This is a genomic window from Bacillus cereus group sp. N21, assembly GCF_016483395.1.
Lineage (GTDB): Bacteria > Bacillota > Bacilli > Bacillales > Bacillaceae_G > Bacillus_A > Bacillus_A pseudomycoides.
On record NZ_JAEHBX010000089.1, the window covers coordinates 1 to 15,809 of the forward strand.

The following is a 15,809-nucleotide window of genomic DNA, read 5'->3' on the forward strand; positions in this document are numbered from 1 at the left end:
GAGTCTACGGCTGTCAGTGCTAGCCTACTAGTGTTATATAGAGGGTTATTCATTGTAGTGAGGTTATTCTGAAAACGTGAAGCTGTAGAGCTTGCGTTATTGAGTGTCCCTATTGTCTGATAGATACTCATTAGAGCCATTCTATTTCCGTTTATAGCTTGATCGTTTGCCGCCTTCTGAGCTGCTCCTAACTCATTGATTCGAGCAATCATGTCATCTACAGAGCCAGTATAAGAACCTGCGGATTGCATCAACTCAAAATATCCGTATTGCGCCTCTATTTGAGCCTCACGAGCTCCAGACATACCAGCCTTCATTTGATGCTGATAAGCTTTCATTTCATTCATCATTGCCATATGAGCGTCAGATACTTGAGTATATCCTCTTGTAATATCGCTATTCATACGAGCAAAGTCTGACCCAAAGGACTGAGTAATCTCTCTAGAGTTGTTTCCCATATTGGACCCGATACGATTAATCTCATTGTTGATTTCTGTAACTTCTGTACGTGTGATACTGCTGAGTCTGTCTATCTCTTCCTGGTATTCACTATTGAGCTGGGACACAATAGACTGTATGTTTGCTCCAATACGGATAAGCTCCTCATTTACTTGTGTAACCTCTCCCCATACATCGCTATCAAGAGGGTTAAACCCATCATCAAATAACCTACGAGCGGCTTGTCCTATTGTGGTCATGTCTGCCCCAATTTCTCTGAGTTGAGCATTCACATCTGCTACGTTCGAGCCTACATTACTACCTATATTACTTAGTTGGTCATTTATATCATTTACATTTGAGCTTATATTCCCTCCGAGATTGTTCATCTCTGAATTGAAAGCATCTCGAATAGTACGAGCTACTGAGCCCATATTAGAGCCCATTCTTCCTAGCTCTCTATTAATTCTCTCTACGTCGCTACGTATATTGGAATTGTCTATTCGGGCATCTATCTTTACACTTCCGTCAGCCATGTATATTCACGCTCCTTAGTTGTCTAATTTAAAGAAGGAGCCCTGCTACGAGGTCTTAATCATCTGTAGGTTTAATAGCCTTGTTCTCTTGATCTAGTCGCTTACGCGCTTCTTTGTAACGTCTCATACGGTCCTCGTAAGCTTTCAGCTCTCTAGCCTCTCTCATGGCCTTCGCTTGAGGTAGCTCATAAAAAGCTTTTTTCTTCTTAATATCCTTCACCTGGTCCGCATTATCTTTAGTTTTCTTAGGGACTTCACAAGTGCGGTACTTAATAGCAGTCTTCATAGGTGTCTCTTCTGATAAGTTATTGAATAGAGCTAAGAACTCATTCCAGAGTAGCTTTCCTTGCTGCTCGATTAGATTAATCTTGTAGTCAAATAAAAAGGACGAGAAAATCCGTTCAGCGTCTATAGTAAAATCAACTATAGGAACCTCTTGGAATGTCTCGTCCTCTTCAGCTACATCTGTGGAGTTATCTTTATTGGTCATCTCATTGACTCTCTCTGTATTCTCTAAGTCAATATTAAGCTTAGCTTTGAAGATATCAATGAGAAGTTTATTCTGCTGATCTCCGTTAAGCTGGGCTAGTAAGCTACGTTCTACTACAAGCATATTGAGTGCTACTGGAAGCTTAGCATTGTCAGAAACCTTCTTATCATCAAACAACTGAAACATAACTAGTATGTTGTCATAGGAGAGATTGAGCTCAATGTCAACCCCATGCCAATGGAATCTATCTACGTTTCTCTCTGTAAGAGTAAATCTAGGTTTCATATTAGCTCACCTTACTTCTTAGAGTTGATTAAGTATTCGTCTAATGAGCTTCCAGTTTTGCTACGTAGTTCTTCTTCTACAATCTTAGTTAAGTAGTCGATTAAGCTAACTAAATTCATAAGAGAGCGTCCTGCTTTCTCATACAGCTCCTCGAATGTATCTTCTCCTAAGAATAGCTCAATAGCTTCCTTCATTAGCTCACGTTGTTTAGCGTTAGAAGCTCGTAACTCTTCTGTAGTAGCTTTAGAGAAGTCTACGATTCCATTCTTTAACTCTTGAGCCTTTTTCTCGTAGGCTACAAATCCCTCTTGGTATGCAGGCATTGAGTCATCATCGAATTTTACCTTGTAAAGCTTTCCTGCTACGTCAATCTCTTTGTAAGTTTTCTCGAAAGTAAATTGTAAAGTTGTCATTATGGTTATCTCCTTGTTATTTGTATTCGTCTCCGTCGAGACAGTTTTTAATTTATTCGAATAAGTTAAAAGCATATTTCGTACTATTTTTTGTTTACAAAAATAAAGATATATCGAGCTATCACTGAAGAGGGAACCTATAAAAGCTCCCTCGCAATGTAATTGATAGCATGAACGGAAAGGGAATGCAGAGGGTTAAGCGGAAGCTTTCTCTGTTAACTCTGGAGCTCCGTCAAAGGCAATATTGAACTCCATTTCACCTTTAGCGTTTGCATCTCCGCCTGGAGCTTTAATTTCTGAGATAGTAGCAGGACCTTCCCATTTATCTCCACTAGGCTCAGTAACACGGAAATCAGTCTTACGAGCGTCACCAATTTGATTAATCTTCTTGAATATGAAATCTTGTGCTTCGTCTCCATAATTTCGGTGACCTTCAAAGCCATAAGACATCATAAAACCTACTACAGAACGCTCAGAAGCTCCGCCTCCGTCGTAATAGTAATCCTCTTCTACTTCCTCGTTATTGTCTGGATCTACGGAAGTAATCCCTTTAGCGATAACCGCCCACTTAGGAGTAGCCTTCGTTCCTACATTGATCTCAAATTTATAAAGATGATTCAATAGATATGACATCTTTTAACCTCCTATTTCTAATTCCGCAGAAAAAAGTGCGGTGTATATAAACTCATTTGCTGCTGTCTTTTCAACAAAATTAGGCTCAACATATACGTTAAGCCTTCTTAGTGTGTATGAATCGTCAATAGCGTTAAAAGCTCGTCTATGGACGTTATTTAGTTCTCTTGTAATAAATTCAACCGTGTTGTTTACTTCCATTTGGTTACTACTTTTTGCGAGAATTTGAATTTGTTTGTTGATGATTTCACCTTCATAATATTGCTCTCCTAGTGCTGATGGAATCATTCTAATAGCAATACTTTTTCGCGGTGTATCATTTACTCCTATATCCAATAAATCGGCTTTTATAGGAGCAAATAGGATATTCGGCTGCAAAGTAGTGGTTAAATGTTTCTTGACCGATTCAATTAGCCATATCATGTTTGTCCTCCTATAAGTTCCGTTTAATTTCATTTTCTACAATTCTTGCCCAATCTCTAACATTTCTCGCTTTAGCCTCTTCGAACCAGAGTCCAGAAGCATTAGGATTCACGTCTTTAGAGAAGTTGTATTGCGGATTGTAATACACTCTTCTTGCATATGGAGTGTTCCATTCGATATGGCCTTCTCCTGGTCTGCTGAATCGAATACTAGAACGTTCTAGCTCACCAGTATCCTTTGGAATGTAGTAATTACTATCCTTAAGAACTTGCTGATCTAGTGCAAACTGTGCTTTATCAACCGCTTCAATTACTTTACCTTCTATAGCAGGTGTATCAACTCGAATGTTTACCCGAATCATACAAGCTCCACCTCCATGTGGTGAAGGTTGCTCCTATCATAAAATTTATTAACTTCTTTAACGGTCATTTCTTCCCCGTCAAATATAATTTTAGATTTCTCCTTGAAAACAGCAGGTGTTGAATGTACTGCATCATGGAATAACAGTGTTTGCATGACTGTACTATCACCATTACCATTCAATACGACTGTCTTTTTAGGCTCTACTCTTACCCTTTCGATCGTTACAGCAGGCTTGTAATTATCACTGCCGCCCCAAGTATCGTCTTCACCTTTATACTCCAAATACTGAATTGTATGGATTAATAATGAACGTCTAATTGGTTTAGCCATTCACACACAACCCCGCATAAAGTAATCCAGTTGGTTTAAGGAATTTAGGTACTGATATTGCATACTGAGCATAGAAACTAGGTGAATCGTCTGCTCCTGTACTCATTCCATTCTCAGAATAAGAACCGACATCAAAACCACCACTACCTTCACTAACGGTTGCAGAGGTTTCACCATTGATCGCTAAAAACTCAACTTGTGCAGCAGTTGCTTTCTTTACCTGTTTCTTAATAAAAGGCGCCAACTTATCAAAGTCAACGCCTTCTAATTTGTAGTTTATGACATGGTCAATTTGGTCACTAGCACGAGAAATCAACCGTTCTAATAACGCTGCATCAGATACCGGAGTACCCTTGTATTCGTTATTGTAGTAATCTACATCGATATACGGCATGTGATCACCTACTTCTCTGCTGGTTCACTCTTCTTCAATTTAGAGTTTTCAGCTTTTAGTTTGCTATTTTCGGATTTTAGCTTTTCGTTTTCTGCTACTAATGCATCCTTTTCAGCTAAGACACCATTGAATTCCGCCAACGAAACATTTCGTCCACCTGTTGCACGAGTGATGATGTTACCCTCTTCGTCGATTTGGTCATATCCATCTAGTAGGTAACTAGTTAAGCGACCCTCACCAATGTGAAGTGTCTTATTTAATCGTTTTACTTTTACAACGTTGCTCATTTACATTCTCCTTTCATAAGAAAAGAGAGAACAATTATGTCCTCTCTTAAGCTCCTTGAATATTAAATTTAATTCCTTCAACCTTTTTCTGAATAATGAATACATCCCAATATTTACGCTCATAATAAAGGTATTTACCACCAGAACCAGCAGTTGGTTCGTCAACACTAACAAACTCATACTTCAGCGGGGAAATAAGAGAAGCCGGGTGTGCTAGTAACATATTAATTTGTTTTGCTGCCGCATCTGGAACAGCTCCATTAGTGAAGTTATACGCTGTCTTCATACGAGATGAAGGAACTTTTTTAATTGTTACATCATCAAGTGAATAGATATTTCGTTTAACATTACCGTCATTAGAACCAACATCTAATTTACGTTGGATTTCCTTCGCTTGTTTAAGTAGTTTGTTAACTTGTGGCGTTACATGAAGGATACGACCATCCTGAGGAACTTCTGCATCATCCATTTCTATCATCATATTATCAAAAACATCTAAAACATTATCTTCTGTTAATGCCGTTACATCTGCTGTCTTACCGAAACCCGTGAACTCTGAGTACAATTTAGAGGCCATGTATTTATCCATTTCAGGGATTTTTTGTTCATCATTAAATACTCGTGTGATATTAGCGATTGATAATGCCATATCCGTTTCACTAATGTCTTGCGGATCTACTAAAGTTCTAAACTCACGATCATGAGTTAGCGTCTTTGGCTCCCAATCATTATCAGCACGTCGTGTGAAATCCCCAACTACATCGCGGTCCACATCTGTGTATCCAGCAACAGTAATCCGTGGAATTTGGATTGTTTTTGCACCTGTCCATTTAATGATTTGGTTATTGGGCGTATTGTATAGTTCAAAGAAACTTAATCCTTGTGAGAATTTTTGTTGCAATGCCTGTTGGTAATCAGTTGCATAGTTAGTCTTTGCCATATATAAATCACTCCTATTTCTGTTTTAATTATTGTTTAAATGCAGCCATAAACTGTTCTGTTAATGACGGTGTTTTCGTTTGATGTTGACCATTCGAAAACGTTGGTTTTGGAGCTCCTTGTGGTTCTTCCACTACATCCTTAAAATGTGGAAACTCTTCAACTACCATTTCGATAGCCTTCGCGATATCTACATCTTCACTAACTTTTGTTTTCGCTAGAGTAATAACAGCATTTAAGTTCTTTTCTTCTTTGATATCTAACTTAAGCGCAGCTATTTGTGCTTGAGAATTAAAAAGAGACTCATCTTTTTCCTTCAATTGAGTCTCATAAGTCGTTAACTTTTCATTTATCTTGTCTTGCTCTGTTTTTAATGATTCTTGATGAGTATTCCAATCATTAACTGTTTGTTTCAACTGATCTAAATTCTCTACACCAAGTTTCTTCAAGAACGCTGCTTCTTGCTTTTGTTTAGCTTCTTCCACTTGTTCTTGAGTGAAAGTAACTGGTGGCTGTGCAGGTGGTTCTTGATTCGCTGGCGGTGTAGTTTCTGGATTCGTTACACTTGGATCACCTCCTTCCGGTGCAGTGGGTGGATTGTCCCCTCCTTCAGAGAAGAACTGCATTCCGTTTGGTTTTAATCTCAATCTATAATTTAATGGTTTTGGCATATTAATCTACTCCTTTCTAAACGTTAGTTATTCAACAATATCCCAATCTTCTGCTAATGCATCGGAAGTACTTGGAGCCCACATTGCATGAGTACCATCTGCACATCTTAATTGCAGGTAAGGACGTACTTTGAATAAATCACCTTCATTCAATCCCCACGCTTCGGCAGTTTGTTTGTTACAAGGAATTCCGTCCGGATATCCTTTTTGATAAACAACAAACATATTTTTGCCATTCCAACCTGCGCGTGAAATCTTTTCACCATTTTTAACAGCTTCAATCGCTTGACCGAAATTCATTATTTAACAACCTCCCAATTCTCAGCGAACAGTTCAATCATTGTCTCTTTCCAAGGTACTCTTCCAAAACGACTCTCTACATATAAGTAAGGAGCTGTCATTTTGCTATGTTCATCAGGAAATTGAGCACGAATAACAACATCTTCACTCCATTGAGGTAATCGCATTCCTTTACCTTTTTTAATTTCTTCAAATGCTTGTCCAAAACTCATTCATAATTCCTCCTATACAATTTGTTCTCGGTTATATTGACGCTTGCGCTTCGTCTGATTTATAAACTCCCTCATCGCAGTTTGACGTTGCGAAACCTTATTCTTCGCTTCCTTCACGCCTTCTGTATCGCCTAACGCTTCCATAACCTTTACTTCTTTCTTTGCTTTTCTAATCTGCCGTTCTAAGCTTCTTTGTTGTTGGCTTTCCTTATATACTCTAGAATTCTCTGTTGCATCATACGGTTCATAACGCTTAGTTGATTTACCTTGTATATAAGGATAGATAACATGACGACAATTCACGCCTAATAACCCTGCCGCTTCACCATATGATGTACTGGAGAATGGAGGGTATCGTTTACTTTTACCATTTTTAGAAAAGATACGGCCTTGAAATGGAGCACAACGAGATCTTGCCCCAAGGTGTGAACTAACTTCTATGAGATCCACATCATACTCATCCATACGGGTCATTTGCATCTCATTCGCTACATTTTGGCTTGTAGATCTAGACACCATATTCACATAGGCTTCTGTACTCCATCGCTTCCCTGCCTTATCAATCAAAGCAGGGATTCCACGATGCACCCATTCAGAAACAGTCTGTCTTAGCGCCTGTTGCGCCGTTATGACGCCACCAAGAACTTTACCTACTGTTTTATTTAAGATGTCTAGATAAACCTGTTGAGACTGTTTGAGCATAGTAGTATTTATAAGGTTAAATGTTTCTAGAGCTTGTCGTTCATAAGCATTAAGGATTCCTATTAGCGCAGCACTTGTATACATTGCTGGCGCAGCAGCTATGATTCCTGCTTGCGCTGCTTCTTGGTATAACGGTTCATGTTGTTCCACTGCTGTAAATCCAGCCGCTTCTAACATCTTTCGTACTTCCTCTGACGTTTTACCACTATAACGAGCAATTGTATCCATTTGTTGTTGATTTAACTTGCCAAGCTTATTTAGCTGTACAATACGCCAATGCTGATATTCTGTGAAATCCTCAGCAGTTAATAGCAGTTCCATGTCATACTTGAGAACTCTGGCCATGTTTAAAAGCAACTCTTCTTCAATCGCAATGTAGATATCCACTACAAACATAGAGAGTTGCTGTAACATATTAGGAGGAAGAGCCATTATCCTTCATCTCCTGGACTATTATTCTGTTGTTTATTGTTCATGCCGAAGAAATCTACTCCTTCAGGCATAACCATCTTATTCTCGTTTTGAATTTCTTCTACGATTTTCTTCGCTTCTTCTTCAGAAACACCATGAATCTTCATGATAGCTAACTTTTTGGTTGTTAAACCATTCATAACAAGTGTTACTTGCTTATTGATCTCTGCCGTCTGATCTTCTGCAATAGAATCATCAAAGGTAACAGTGACTTCGTATTCATCAGTACTCTCAAACTCATCATATAAAGCAGCAATTTCGATAATGATATCGACTAAATCACGAATACCATCTTCAATAATTGTTTCGTGCGACTGCTTTGTTCTGAATGTCTTGGAGTTTTCACTTACAACCTCAGTTGCAGTCTTAACACCTTGTCCATCAAAACTAAATGCTCCTGCAGAAAAACCAACTTGCATCGATACATAGTTTAATAGTGCATTAATAGCAGCTGTATGTTCTTCAACCCGTAATTCAACAGATATGTCTTGAATATTCTGTGCCCCATCATCGAATTTCATCGCTTCGTATACTTCGTCAGTCGAATCAAAGTATCTATGTGGCATGCCTGTTTGTGGGTCTATTACCGTTTTTATCGCTGAAGTCGGAACAATGATACGTTTCTTGCCTAAAACGAACTCACGTTGAAAGCTATCGAAAGCAATATCGAGTGATTTCAACGCATCCAACGAGTTACCATAAAGAGAAATCCCAAGTGGTGAATTTAAATCGAAATTGTTTGCTGTATTCGGCTTGAAGTACACAAACATTGGTTTAGATAAGTTCTCGATGCGTACTTCTTCTTCCAAATCAGGATATAGAGTAGATAAAGAAACTTTTACACCTAAATCACCTTGATTCTTACTCTCGTACAACTCGTTTTTGATGACATGTACTTTACCTTCAACCAAATGCCATTCAAGAAGCGTGTACTTCTTGTCTCCCTTGGAAACTTCATTTACAAATACACCTTCAGTGATATGCTTGTTATCCCATGCTATCGGAATAAAGCAGTCTGCAGTAACGTATGAAAGCTTAATACCCTCATCCCAGTAAACTTTAATAACCATTCCACCTAAAGCAAATGTATACTCTAAATACCTTTGAAACTCTTTAATGAAGTTGTTATCATCAAGGACATTCTTGATATTCTCTGAGAGCGTGTCATCAGAAATATTAATCGAACACTTCTCATTAAATATAAGTGCAGCCATTTCCTGCGATATGACTTTCGCCATGTTTAGTGATGCCATCTTTCTGCTCTTCTGCCCCTCAACTGTATGGTACTTAACATTATGCCACTCGTCATAATGACCACTGTATAACGCTTTCCACATATCAATTTTTTTGTAAGATTCCTCATTGATAGGTATCTCTTTTTTATCGGATATCTTCTTAATTCCTTTGATTAGGTTCAACTTATACATCCACCTCCTTACCGTGTCGACGATAGTCTTAAACATGTTATCACCGCCTTATTTTACGTATTGTTTATAGAAGTAATTATTACTATATCGCGTCTCATCTAAGGCATGGTTATAAGCATCTATCGGTTCACCATTATCCAAACGGACATACATCCCAATTTCTTTTAGGAAGTTATAATGATCGTACTCGTCACACTCAACAAGTAAAAATTGTTCGTTAGTAATGGCGTTTTGAAGTCTCTCGATACCAACTTCTTTCCCTTTACTTGAACCCTTTATATCACGAGCGTTGTTGTCTGCCCCGCTTGTTTGAATACCAATTAGGTGTAATTCTTCTCTTAAAGATTTACATGCAGGATCGACAAACACTTCAGTGTATTGCATTTCAAACTTCTTAATACACCATTCAATGAACTTCTTAATCTCTTTTGCATAAGTGGACATTGCTTTAACTTGTCCCGTATCTTTCCCACTATGGTAGTAGTTAGCTACACGCAGCAATCTGAATTTGTCTTCATATCGGACAACAATATTACAACTGCATGAAGTAGCATCTGATTGACCACCATCAGCAGTGAAATACATTTCGTATCTTTGACCACGAACAGCAGGAATGATGTTGTCTTTCATGCTGAACATGGAATAAATAACACCCTGCGGCATTACCCGTTTGCCATACCAATCTCGCTCGAGTAAGTAAGGGTTTTTTGAAAGGATCTCATGTATTTCCTGCTTCCTTTTCTCAGTAAGAATCGGATTATCATCAGGAGTCCAATGAGTCCAACGTGTATTTTGCACATCAAATACTTCTGATATAACCGGATGGTTAGGAGCAGGTGGGTTTAAATCCGCTAAATGGTAACGGTCTTGTGCAGCAAAGGTACGACGGAAACATTCTTGGATCATGCCCATGTTAAGTAAGTTAATCTCACAAAACACAACACTACCAAGCGACATACCCGTTATAGCGCCGACACTGTTACTCTTTCCTGCCCCTTTGTAATAGACACGTTTAATGCCGTTTGGCGTGTGTATTTCCAAATGCGAACCGCGCTCGTCATGCTTAATATCCGCTAAGTTTCCAAATATATTTTGTAATCCAGTGCCATCACCATCGATGAAAAGACGGTGCGCTTGCTCTTGGTTATAAGCCACAATCAAATGGTTTGTATCTCTTGTCCACGTCAAATAGTCAGCATAGCGGAAATGCCCTGCTGTTGTTTTACCAGATCTAGGTGTTCCTTCTAATACATCGAAGGTGTAATTATACGGTCTATAGATAACTTCCAACTGTTTAGGGGAAAACTCAATCGCTGTTTTGCTCATATTGTTTACGCCCTTCTATTAATGCATCGAGTAATGAAGTATCTTTCTTTTGACCTTTGAGTTTAGCAGCGCGTTCTTTAGCAAAGTCAGTATCAGCTTTGATTTTCTCAATCTGTACTTTTTGCATTTCTTGTTGCATTCGGTGTCGTTCTGCTTCAATCTGATGTTTAAATGTATCTGGAACCAAGTCAAAGTACTGAGCTAATTTATCCAAAGCTTTCGTCTTGTCAGCAAGCTTAACGGATATCCCATCTCTACCTTGCTTCACTTCAGTAATGATTGAACCATCTACCATATCAGCTTCATATAGATCAACAAAGTTCACTATCCTTGTTTTCTCGTTACCTTCATCATCTTTAACTATTACTTCTCTTTGTCCAAAATTAAGATAGTTAGTAATATCAGCAAAAGCAATCTTAATGTACTCTTTCAACACATCCATCGCTTCCACAAATACATTTTCAACTAACTCACCTTTAAGCTCCTTTATATAGGAAGAAACTCGTTCACGTCGTAATAATCGACTACTCTGTACATGAGCGCTCTCTTTGGCATATCCACTCTTGATTGCAGCTTGTGTACCATTGAAGTACTTCACGTAATATAAACAAAAGAGCCGTTCCTTTTCAGTCAGCTCTTCATCTTCTAAAATCTCTTTTAGTTTCTCTTTTGTTTTAGGATTTTTAACATTAGTAACGCTCCTTTTCGCAATAGTAACGTTACCATTCATTTGTTCATCCCTTTTATCTTGTGATTTCCACTTTCTGATTTGCGAAGGCTTGAGATTTAACTCAGCTGCAATATCAATTAATGGTTTCTCACCTTTACTTGCTTTGTACATTTCAAACGCTTTATCACGATCTGGGCTTCTTTGCCTAGCCATATTCACCACCTCGCGGTAATTCCTTTTGTATTATATTTTAAATCCATTTATTTTAATGTATAATTATATAAAAAGTCATAACTTTTAGAATTGAGGTGACTATTATGAAAAGTTTTGGTACTTTAGCATGCTCTGCTTTCTTTTCAGCAATGGTGATGTTGTATAATGTCCAATCCTTTTATAATAAATTCACAGCAGGAAATACATATTATTGGGTAAATGGTATCCTAGCTGCTGGATTTCTTATATCCTTTATCATCGACATAAAAGATATCATCAAGAAAAACTACAAAACTTCTGAATCGAATTAAGGAGCCTATAATGGCTCCTTTTTCTATGCAAAATAAAAAAAGCAGCGGATTCGCTACTTTAAGGTTTAACTATCTCCCACGTTACTCCATGAATAATTAAGTCTCGTGGTTTCTTTTTTACTTCAGCTAATATCTGTCCTTCAGGAAATGGTTCTTTAGTTTTAGTGATACTTGTACAACCAGCTTCTTCTAATACATTGTTGATTGGATGTTCAGCATATCGATTGAATCTATTAGATACATCACATATCATTTTCACTATCACACTCTCATCCCCTTTTTCTTCCAGAATACCACAAAAAGAATCTTATTTTCCCACACCACTACCGAATGTAAACTTTTACCCATTAGTTTACATTCAAATCATTGAGAACATTGAGTTTCTGATATTTTTCCTTATTTCGAAGAAAACGCCAAAAAAGTATACATTCAAAATATTGATTTTAAAAGGATTTTTGGGTTTCTTTTTATTTTGTTAACTATCTCTATTATTGTTCAGGTTTATCAATCCATTAACAGCAACCAAATCCTGAATTAGTTTCGTTAACTCTTTGCTCAGATAACTTCCTGTTAGTCCGCCTTCTTTACAAAGAAACCTCAAATCTTCGGCTCTACGCAAAGAGCGTTCTGCTATTTCTTCCAATGTTGCTACAGGGACAAGTTCTTCCATTTCATCCCTCCTCTATTTCCGTTCGTTGTGTTCGTTTGTTTTGTTAGGATAAGTGTCATATTATTTACCATTCTTTATATAGCTTAGTATAAACATGGCCACTCCAATATTCCTCTCTCTCACATCTTTTGCAAGTTCTATTATGACCGCGTGGTTTCGAATAGTTCCAAGCGTGTTTGCAGAACAGTTCTTTTATAAACCGTCTCATCCCCTCACTCCTTAGCATTCGCTTTCTTCTCCATATACTCAGAGAATTTACTTCTTACGTTCTTTAATGATTCTCTATTATCATCTCTTATCCCCATCAACTGCTCCATTTCCTTATCAGCAGACTTCTCAAGCCATTCTTCATCTACCTTGTTCATCTCGCCAATCCGATAACCAAAGTAGATCACCAGTAAAGTAACAAGTGTACCTATGAAGTATCCCGTAAGACCTCCTAACCAAAACATCCCATCACTTCCTCCGCAAAATAAAATAAGACGCTGTACCGATCACGGCAGCACCTAAGATAGTTGTTCTTTTGTTATTGTTCCAGCAGTAATCTTATAATCGTTTACTGATTCTTCCTTTTCGATTAAATGTTCAATTCCTTTTACGCCTTCATCATCAACGTGCATGTCTACTCTTCTTAGAATCTGTATTACATCATCTAACGTTTGAATCTTATTTGGATCAATCTTATGTCTGTGTGTAGGCCAGAATACAGATGTTTTTGCTTCTGCAATTCCGAATAATTTATCTGGTGGTATTAAATCCATCATTCATCATCCTTTCCCTTTTAGGCGTCCAATTTGTTCAAAACAAAAGAGCACCCACAATTGTTAGGTGCTCTGATATATAAAGTGGCGCCACCACATACTGTAATATATGCTTGTCCTATTCAAATTGTGCATAAAAAGAGAGCATCCACATCAGTAGATGCCCAAACGTGTAGGAGTTTTCAATGAGTATTGAATAGGACCTGAGAGAGGTTGTCCTACACTACATCATATGCTTGTCTATCTCAAAAGGTGCAAATAAAAGAACTCTATACATAGGGATAGAGCTCTTTATGCGAGTAATGGTGTATTTATGTTGACCTGATATTGTATGTCGAGAACTTCCTTATGTGCAAACGAAAGAGAGCACTCCCCCAGCAAGTGCTCTCTCGTGAAAACCGATGGGGTAACATGTCGGAAACCGTTCTGTATCATTATATGATGTTCAATCCTAACTATACCTAATACAACCTTTAAAGATGCTTATTATGTAATTTCTATATAACAACGAAAAAAGCAACCGTTATGGATGCTTTTAAATCTTTTCTATAACATAAACCATTGTCTTTCTTGATGGTGCATGATAAGAGTAACCTTCATTTCTATGAACGTATATTTCATATTTACCCATCACTTGAAATCTTTCTGTTTCAGATTCACCGAATTTTGATACAGAATCGCATAAAATAGTTAATTCTTTTCTATTATTGCATAACAAATTAGAAATTTGTTTTTCGGTATATATTCCTCCAATCGCTAATTCTTTCAACATTTCTACGTATTGCATAATTTCTCCACCTTTCCCAATCTATTTATTCAACAAAAACCATAATTATCCTTTTGTTCAAATAAATAAGAAGCTATCACCGAAACGACAGCTTTCCAAAGGGATAGGAGAGGAACATTCACGAAAGGGGGATTTCGAAATGAATCAATTCAAGAATAAGATTACTCTCATTCTTTTCTCGATCACCGCAAATATCATCTAAGCTACGCGCTTTACGTCAGTGACCGAGAAAAGAGCGAAAGCTCTCCTCGTTTTACGTCCGTAGACATCATTTTCAACCCATGAAAATGATTTGTATCAAGAAGTTTCCGCTTCTTGCGTGAACAAACATGTGGAGGTGACAGAGGGGGAACTGCCTCATGTTTGCTCAAACAAAGAGCGGAAGCTCTCTGCCTAGTGAAGATTCGCAGTAATCACTAGAAAGTGTAATGTGCTCAAATAACGATACATTATTATTCTTATTACTTATTACTTTGGTTTTGAAATGTGCCGGGAACGTGATGGTCATTCAATCAAATGAACCACCCCATTCCATTTTCAAATGTAGAAATCATGAATCATGACAGGATATTATATTTATTATCAACTCAGGGGACGACTCCTAAGCTGAATGATAAATACAATAGAAACAGCATGACGAATGCAAGTTATGTCACACCCGCCACACTGGAATATGTCTTCATTAGTTTTCAATTGTCTTTTCGTCTTATTGCGGACTCTTACCGCCCATGCCCGCCCTCTATGCGGTATACGTTACGTGACATTCTCGCATAAGAACGTTTCACTTATAGGTGTACTAATCCTCTTCGATATGCGGTTGTCAAGGAACTTACAAAAGCTCGTTGAAGAGCTTGTAAGATAATGATACGGTGATTTGAACATCTAGATATCCGCTCCTTTATCGTTAATTTATCCGCATTTTATCCGTGTTTTTACTCGAAACATTCTTCTATTGATCCAAATACAATATCGCCTTGTTCGTCTTGCAAAAATGACTTTATATCCTTTCTCACCGCTTCATCATCAATCAAATAATAGAGTTTAAGCATCTTATTTCTATAATCAAGAAACTTTCTTTCAAATAGTTCTGCTTTCTTCTCTTGTCTTTTTGCGTAAGACTTTAACCTTTCTGCATTCATTTCTCTTCCCCCTTTTATATAATCCGTAACGCTGTAGCAATAGCCATAATTGCATTCTTCTTCTGATAGTAATACCAATTATTTTCTAATATCATTTGAGCTTTGATTGCCTTGTCACTCATTAGCCCATTGTTTAGATACTTCCGTTCAATAATCTCTTTCTGCTCAGGATCTAAAGAATGTTCCAATGCTCTTTTAATCTGTAAGTACTTGTAATCATTTATCTTCCTTGTATCACGTAATTCCGGGAACAATTGAATACTTTCCCTTTCACACTCGCTTTGGTTCTCCATACGTACAGCTAGAGCTTTATAATCACGCAATACCTTAACCACCGCTTTCTGTATTAATTTGTACTCCTTGTCGTCGATTTCTGGAAAGAATGATAATTGCTCCATCTGTAATCCCCCTATTGTAATTTTGTTATTTTTAATTCACATTAGGTATGTGAAATTTTAATACCTATCTTCTGAATAAGGGAACGATGCTTAGTAAAGTAGCCCCCACCAATCTACTCTGCATTGTTCCGTTATCCATTTAAACCGCTAATTCATCGACATATCGTAAATAATCAACTGGTGCTCTTTCCGTCTGATCTACTAAGTATCCATAAATATC

General features: G+C 37.7%; 24 protein-coding genes and 2 pseudogenes. 1 reads left to right on the forward strand and 25 read right to left on the reverse strand.

Going from position 1 to position 15,809, the window contains the following annotated elements; genetic code table 11:
• The 17 genes and pseudogenes from JDS96_RS27165 to JDS96_RS27245 form a co-directional block, all read right to left on the reverse strand.
• A pseudogene (locus JDS96_RS27165) lies at positions 1 to 974 on the reverse strand (carbamoyl-phosphate synthase); the annotation flags it as partial.
• A 55-nt stretch (positions 975 to 1,029) separates the two neighbouring features.
• Positions 1,030 to 1,749, reverse strand: coding sequence for a Gp15 family bacteriophage protein (locus JDS96_RS27170; RefSeq protein WP_199668646.1), 720 nt, complete (start codon positions 1,747 to 1,749; stop codon positions 1,030 to 1,032).
• Between the two features lie 11 nt (positions 1,750 to 1,760).
• A complete protein-coding gene (locus JDS96_RS27175) occupies positions 1,761 to 2,162 on the reverse strand; it encodes a hypothetical protein (RefSeq protein WP_199668647.1) in 402 nt (133 codons plus the stop codon).
• Positions 2,163 to 2,357: 195 nt separating this feature from the next.
• On the reverse strand, positions 2,358 to 2,795 hold the full coding sequence (locus JDS96_RS27180) for a phage tail tube protein (protein WP_199668648.1): 438 nt from the start codon (positions 2,793 to 2,795) through the stop codon (positions 2,358 to 2,360).
• Between the two features lie 3 nt (positions 2,796 to 2,798).
• Positions 2,799 to 3,218 carry a phage tail terminator protein gene (locus JDS96_RS27185; RefSeq protein WP_199668649.1) on the reverse strand — a complete coding sequence of 140 codons (420 nt, stop codon included), beginning with the start codon at positions 3,216 to 3,218 and terminating at the stop codon, positions 2,799 to 2,801.
• A 10-nt stretch (positions 3,219 to 3,228) separates the two neighbouring features.
• Positions 3,229 to 3,579 (reverse strand): minor capsid protein, encoded by a 351-nt coding sequence (locus JDS96_RS27190; protein ID WP_199668650.1) that lies wholly within the window; start codon positions 3,577 to 3,579, stop codon positions 3,229 to 3,231.
• Complete coding sequence (locus tag JDS96_RS27195; protein ID WP_199668651.1) at positions 3,576 to 3,911, reverse strand: putative minor capsid protein; 336 nt, start codon at positions 3,909 to 3,911, stop codon at positions 3,576 to 3,578. The genes JDS96_RS27190 and JDS96_RS27195 overlap by 4 nt, the downstream gene beginning before the upstream one ends.
• Positions 3,904 to 4,305 carry a head-tail connector protein gene (locus JDS96_RS27200; RefSeq protein WP_199668652.1) on the reverse strand — a complete coding sequence of 134 codons (402 nt, stop codon included), beginning with the start codon at positions 4,303 to 4,305 and terminating at the stop codon, positions 3,904 to 3,906. Before JDS96_RS27200 ends, JDS96_RS27195 begins: the two co-directional genes overlap by 8 nt.
• 8 nt (positions 4,306 to 4,313) lie before the next feature.
• Positions 4,314 to 4,592 carry a hypothetical protein gene (locus JDS96_RS27205; RefSeq protein ID WP_199668653.1) on the reverse strand — a complete coding sequence of 93 codons (279 nt, stop codon included), beginning with the start codon at positions 4,590 to 4,592 and terminating at the stop codon, positions 4,314 to 4,316.
• Positions 4,593 to 4,638: 46 nt separating this feature from the next.
• A complete protein-coding gene (locus tag JDS96_RS27210) occupies positions 4,639 to 5,532 on the reverse strand; it encodes a capsid protein (RefSeq protein ID WP_199668654.1) in 894 nt (297 codons plus the stop codon).
• Between the two features lie 28 nt (positions 5,533 to 5,560).
• Positions 5,561 to 6,202 carry a hypothetical protein gene (locus JDS96_RS27215; RefSeq protein WP_199668655.1) on the reverse strand — a complete coding sequence of 214 codons (642 nt, stop codon included), beginning with the start codon at positions 6,200 to 6,202 and terminating at the stop codon, positions 5,561 to 5,563.
• Positions 6,203 to 6,229: 27 nt separating this feature from the next.
• Positions 6,230 to 6,502 (reverse strand): DUF2829 domain-containing protein, encoded by a 273-nt coding sequence (locus JDS96_RS27220; RefSeq protein WP_199668656.1) that lies wholly within the window; start codon positions 6,500 to 6,502, stop codon positions 6,230 to 6,232.
• A complete protein-coding gene (locus JDS96_RS27225; RefSeq protein ID WP_199668657.1) occupies positions 6,502 to 6,714 on the reverse strand; it encodes a Thoeris anti-defense Tad2 family protein in 213 nt (70 codons plus the stop codon). Before JDS96_RS27225 ends, JDS96_RS27220 begins: the two co-directional genes overlap by 1 nt.
• 12 nt (positions 6,715 to 6,726) lie before the next feature.
• Positions 6,727 to 7,848, reverse strand: coding sequence for a phage minor capsid protein (locus JDS96_RS27230; protein WP_199668658.1), 1,122 nt, complete (start codon positions 7,846 to 7,848; stop codon positions 6,727 to 6,729).
• Positions 7,848 to 9,350 carry a phage portal protein gene (locus tag JDS96_RS27235; RefSeq protein WP_199668659.1) on the reverse strand — a complete coding sequence of 501 codons (1,503 nt, stop codon included), beginning with the start codon at positions 9,348 to 9,350 and terminating at the stop codon, positions 7,848 to 7,850. Before JDS96_RS27235 ends, JDS96_RS27230 begins: the two co-directional genes overlap by 1 nt.
• A gap of 12 nt (positions 9,351 to 9,362) precedes the next feature.
• Complete coding sequence (locus tag JDS96_RS27240; protein WP_199668660.1) at positions 9,363 to 10,640, reverse strand: PBSX family phage terminase large subunit; 1,278 nt, start codon at positions 10,638 to 10,640, stop codon at positions 9,363 to 9,365.
• A complete protein-coding gene (locus JDS96_RS27245) occupies positions 10,621 to 11,523 on the reverse strand; it encodes a terminase small subunit (RefSeq protein ID WP_199668661.1) in 903 nt (300 codons plus the stop codon). Before JDS96_RS27245 ends, JDS96_RS27240 begins: the two co-directional genes overlap by 20 nt.
• A gap of 104 nt (positions 11,524 to 11,627) precedes the next feature.
• Here JDS96_RS27245 and JDS96_RS27250 point away from each other — a divergent pair, with 104 nt between their 5' ends.
• Positions 11,628 to 11,834, forward strand: coding sequence for a hypothetical protein (locus JDS96_RS27250; protein ID WP_033796928.1), 207 nt, complete (start codon positions 11,628 to 11,630; stop codon positions 11,832 to 11,834).
• Between the two features lie 58 nt (positions 11,835 to 11,892).
• On the opposite strand, the gene JDS96_RS27255 is transcribed toward JDS96_RS27250, so the two are convergent.
• From JDS96_RS27255 to JDS96_RS32530, 8 genes and pseudogenes are all read right to left on the reverse strand, one after another.
• On the reverse strand, positions 11,893 to 12,099 hold the full coding sequence (locus tag JDS96_RS27255; RefSeq protein ID WP_307838214.1) for a hypothetical protein: 207 nt from the start codon (positions 12,097 to 12,099) through the stop codon (positions 11,893 to 11,895).
• A gap of 210 nt (positions 12,100 to 12,309) precedes the next feature.
• Complete coding sequence (locus JDS96_RS27260) at positions 12,310 to 12,504, reverse strand: hypothetical protein (RefSeq protein WP_199668662.1); 195 nt, start codon at positions 12,502 to 12,504, stop codon at positions 12,310 to 12,312.
• Positions 12,505 to 12,716: 212 nt separating this feature from the next.
• Positions 12,717 to 12,956 carry a hypothetical protein gene (locus tag JDS96_RS27265; protein ID WP_199668667.1) on the reverse strand — a complete coding sequence of 80 codons (240 nt, stop codon included), beginning with the start codon at positions 12,954 to 12,956 and terminating at the stop codon, positions 12,717 to 12,719.
• A gap of 54 nt (positions 12,957 to 13,010) precedes the next feature.
• Positions 13,011 to 13,265 carry a hypothetical protein gene (locus JDS96_RS27270; protein WP_206777233.1) on the reverse strand — a complete coding sequence of 85 codons (255 nt, stop codon included), beginning with the start codon at positions 13,263 to 13,265 and terminating at the stop codon, positions 13,011 to 13,013.
• Positions 13,266 to 13,800: 535 nt separating this feature from the next.
• Positions 13,801 to 14,052, reverse strand: coding sequence for a hypothetical protein (locus JDS96_RS27275; RefSeq protein WP_018780430.1), 252 nt, complete (start codon positions 14,050 to 14,052; stop codon positions 13,801 to 13,803).
• A 932-nt stretch (positions 14,053 to 14,984) separates the two neighbouring features.
• Positions 14,985 to 15,191 carry a hypothetical protein gene (locus tag JDS96_RS27280; protein WP_199668663.1) on the reverse strand — a complete coding sequence of 69 codons (207 nt, stop codon included), beginning with the start codon at positions 15,189 to 15,191 and terminating at the stop codon, positions 14,985 to 14,987.
• Between the two features lie 14 nt (positions 15,192 to 15,205).
• Positions 15,206 to 15,589: an ArpU family phage packaging/lysis transcriptional regulator gene (locus JDS96_RS27285; protein WP_199668664.1), complete on the reverse strand. Its 384-nt coding sequence runs from the start codon at positions 15,587 to 15,589 to the stop codon at positions 15,206 to 15,208.
• A gap of 139 nt (positions 15,590 to 15,728) precedes the next feature.
• Positions 15,729 to 15,809: pseudogene (locus tag JDS96_RS32530) on the reverse strand (Holliday junction resolvase RecU); the annotation flags it as partial.

What these genes read in the sequence shown, in the direction of transcription:
- JDS96_RS27230 (WP_199668658.1), bottom strand. Translation starts at nt 7,848, where the DNA reads ATGGCTCTTCCTCCTAATATGTTACAGCAACTCTCTATGTTTGTAGTG.
- JDS96_RS27180 (WP_199668648.1), bottom strand. Translation starts at nt 2,795, where the DNA reads ATGTCATATCTATTGAATCATCTTTATAAATTTGAGATCAATGTAGGA.
- JDS96_RS27215 (WP_199668655.1), bottom strand. Translation starts at nt 6,202, where the DNA reads ATGCCAAAACCATTAAATTATAGATTGAGATTAAAACCAAACGGAATG.
- JDS96_RS27285 (WP_199668664.1), bottom strand. Translation starts at nt 15,589, where the DNA reads ATGGAGCAATTATCATTCTTTCCAGAAATCGACGACAAGGAGTACAAA.
- JDS96_RS27240 (WP_199668660.1), bottom strand. Translation starts at nt 10,640, where the DNA reads ATGAGCAAAACAGCGATTGAGTTTTCCCCTAAACAGTTGGAAGTTATC.
- JDS96_RS27220 (WP_199668656.1), bottom strand. Translation starts at nt 6,502, where the DNA reads ATGAATTTCGGTCAAGCGATTGAAGCTGTTAAAAATGGTGAAAAGATT.
- JDS96_RS27275 (WP_018780430.1), bottom strand. Translation starts at nt 14,052, where the DNA reads ATGCAATACGTAGAAATGTTGAAAGAATTAGCGATTGGAGGAATATAT.
- JDS96_RS27175 (WP_199668647.1), bottom strand. Translation starts at nt 2,162, where the DNA reads ATGACAACTTTACAATTTACTTTCGAGAAAACTTACAAAGAGATTGAC.
- JDS96_RS27280 (WP_199668663.1), bottom strand. Translation starts at nt 15,191, where the DNA reads ATGAATGCAGAAAGGTTAAAGTCTTACGCAAAAAGACAAGAGAAGAAA.
- JDS96_RS27265 (WP_199668667.1), bottom strand. Translation starts at nt 12,956, where the DNA reads ATGTTTTGGTTAGGAGGTCTTACGGGATACTTCATAGGTACACTTGTT.
- JDS96_RS27235 (WP_199668659.1), bottom strand. Translation starts at nt 9,350, where the DNA reads ATGTTTAAGACTATCGTCGACACGGTAAGGAGGTGGATGTATAAGTTG.
- JDS96_RS27225 (WP_199668657.1), bottom strand. Translation starts at nt 6,714, where the DNA reads ATGAGTTTTGGACAAGCATTTGAAGAAATTAAAAAAGGTAAAGGAATG.
- JDS96_RS27190 (WP_199668650.1), bottom strand. Translation starts at nt 3,579, where the DNA reads ATGATTCGGGTAAACATTCGAGTTGATACACCTGCTATAGAAGGTAAA.
- JDS96_RS27270 (WP_206777233.1), bottom strand. Translation starts at nt 13,265, where the DNA reads ATGGATTTAATACCACCAGATAAATTATTCGGAATTGCAGAAGCAAAA.
- JDS96_RS27170 (WP_199668646.1), bottom strand. Translation starts at nt 1,749, where the DNA reads ATGAAACCTAGATTTACTCTTACAGAGAGAAACGTAGATAGATTCCAT.
- JDS96_RS27185 (WP_199668649.1), bottom strand. Translation starts at nt 3,218, where the DNA reads ATGATATGGCTAATTGAATCGGTCAAGAAACATTTAACCACTACTTTG.
- JDS96_RS27245 (WP_199668661.1), bottom strand. Translation starts at nt 11,523, where the DNA reads ATGGCTAGGCAAAGAAGCCCAGATCGTGATAAAGCGTTTGAAATGTAC.
- JDS96_RS27195 (WP_199668651.1), bottom strand. Translation starts at nt 3,911, where the DNA reads ATGGCTAAACCAATTAGACGTTCATTATTAATCCATACAATTCAGTAT.
- JDS96_RS27200 (WP_199668652.1), bottom strand. Translation starts at nt 4,305, where the DNA reads ATGCCGTATATCGATGTAGATTACTACAATAACGAATACAAGGGTACT.
- JDS96_RS27205 (WP_199668653.1), bottom strand. Translation starts at nt 4,592, where the DNA reads ATGAGCAACGTTGTAAAAGTAAAACGATTAAATAAGACACTTCACATT.
- JDS96_RS27260 (WP_199668662.1), bottom strand. Translation starts at nt 12,504, where the DNA reads ATGGAAGAACTTGTCCCTGTAGCAACATTGGAAGAAATAGCAGAACGC.
- JDS96_RS27210 (WP_199668654.1), bottom strand. Translation starts at nt 5,532, where the DNA reads ATGGCAAAGACTAACTATGCAACTGATTACCAACAGGCATTGCAACAA.
- JDS96_RS27250 (WP_033796928.1), top strand. Translation starts at nt 11,628, where the DNA reads ATGAAAAGTTTTGGTACTTTAGCATGCTCTGCTTTCTTTTCAGCAATG.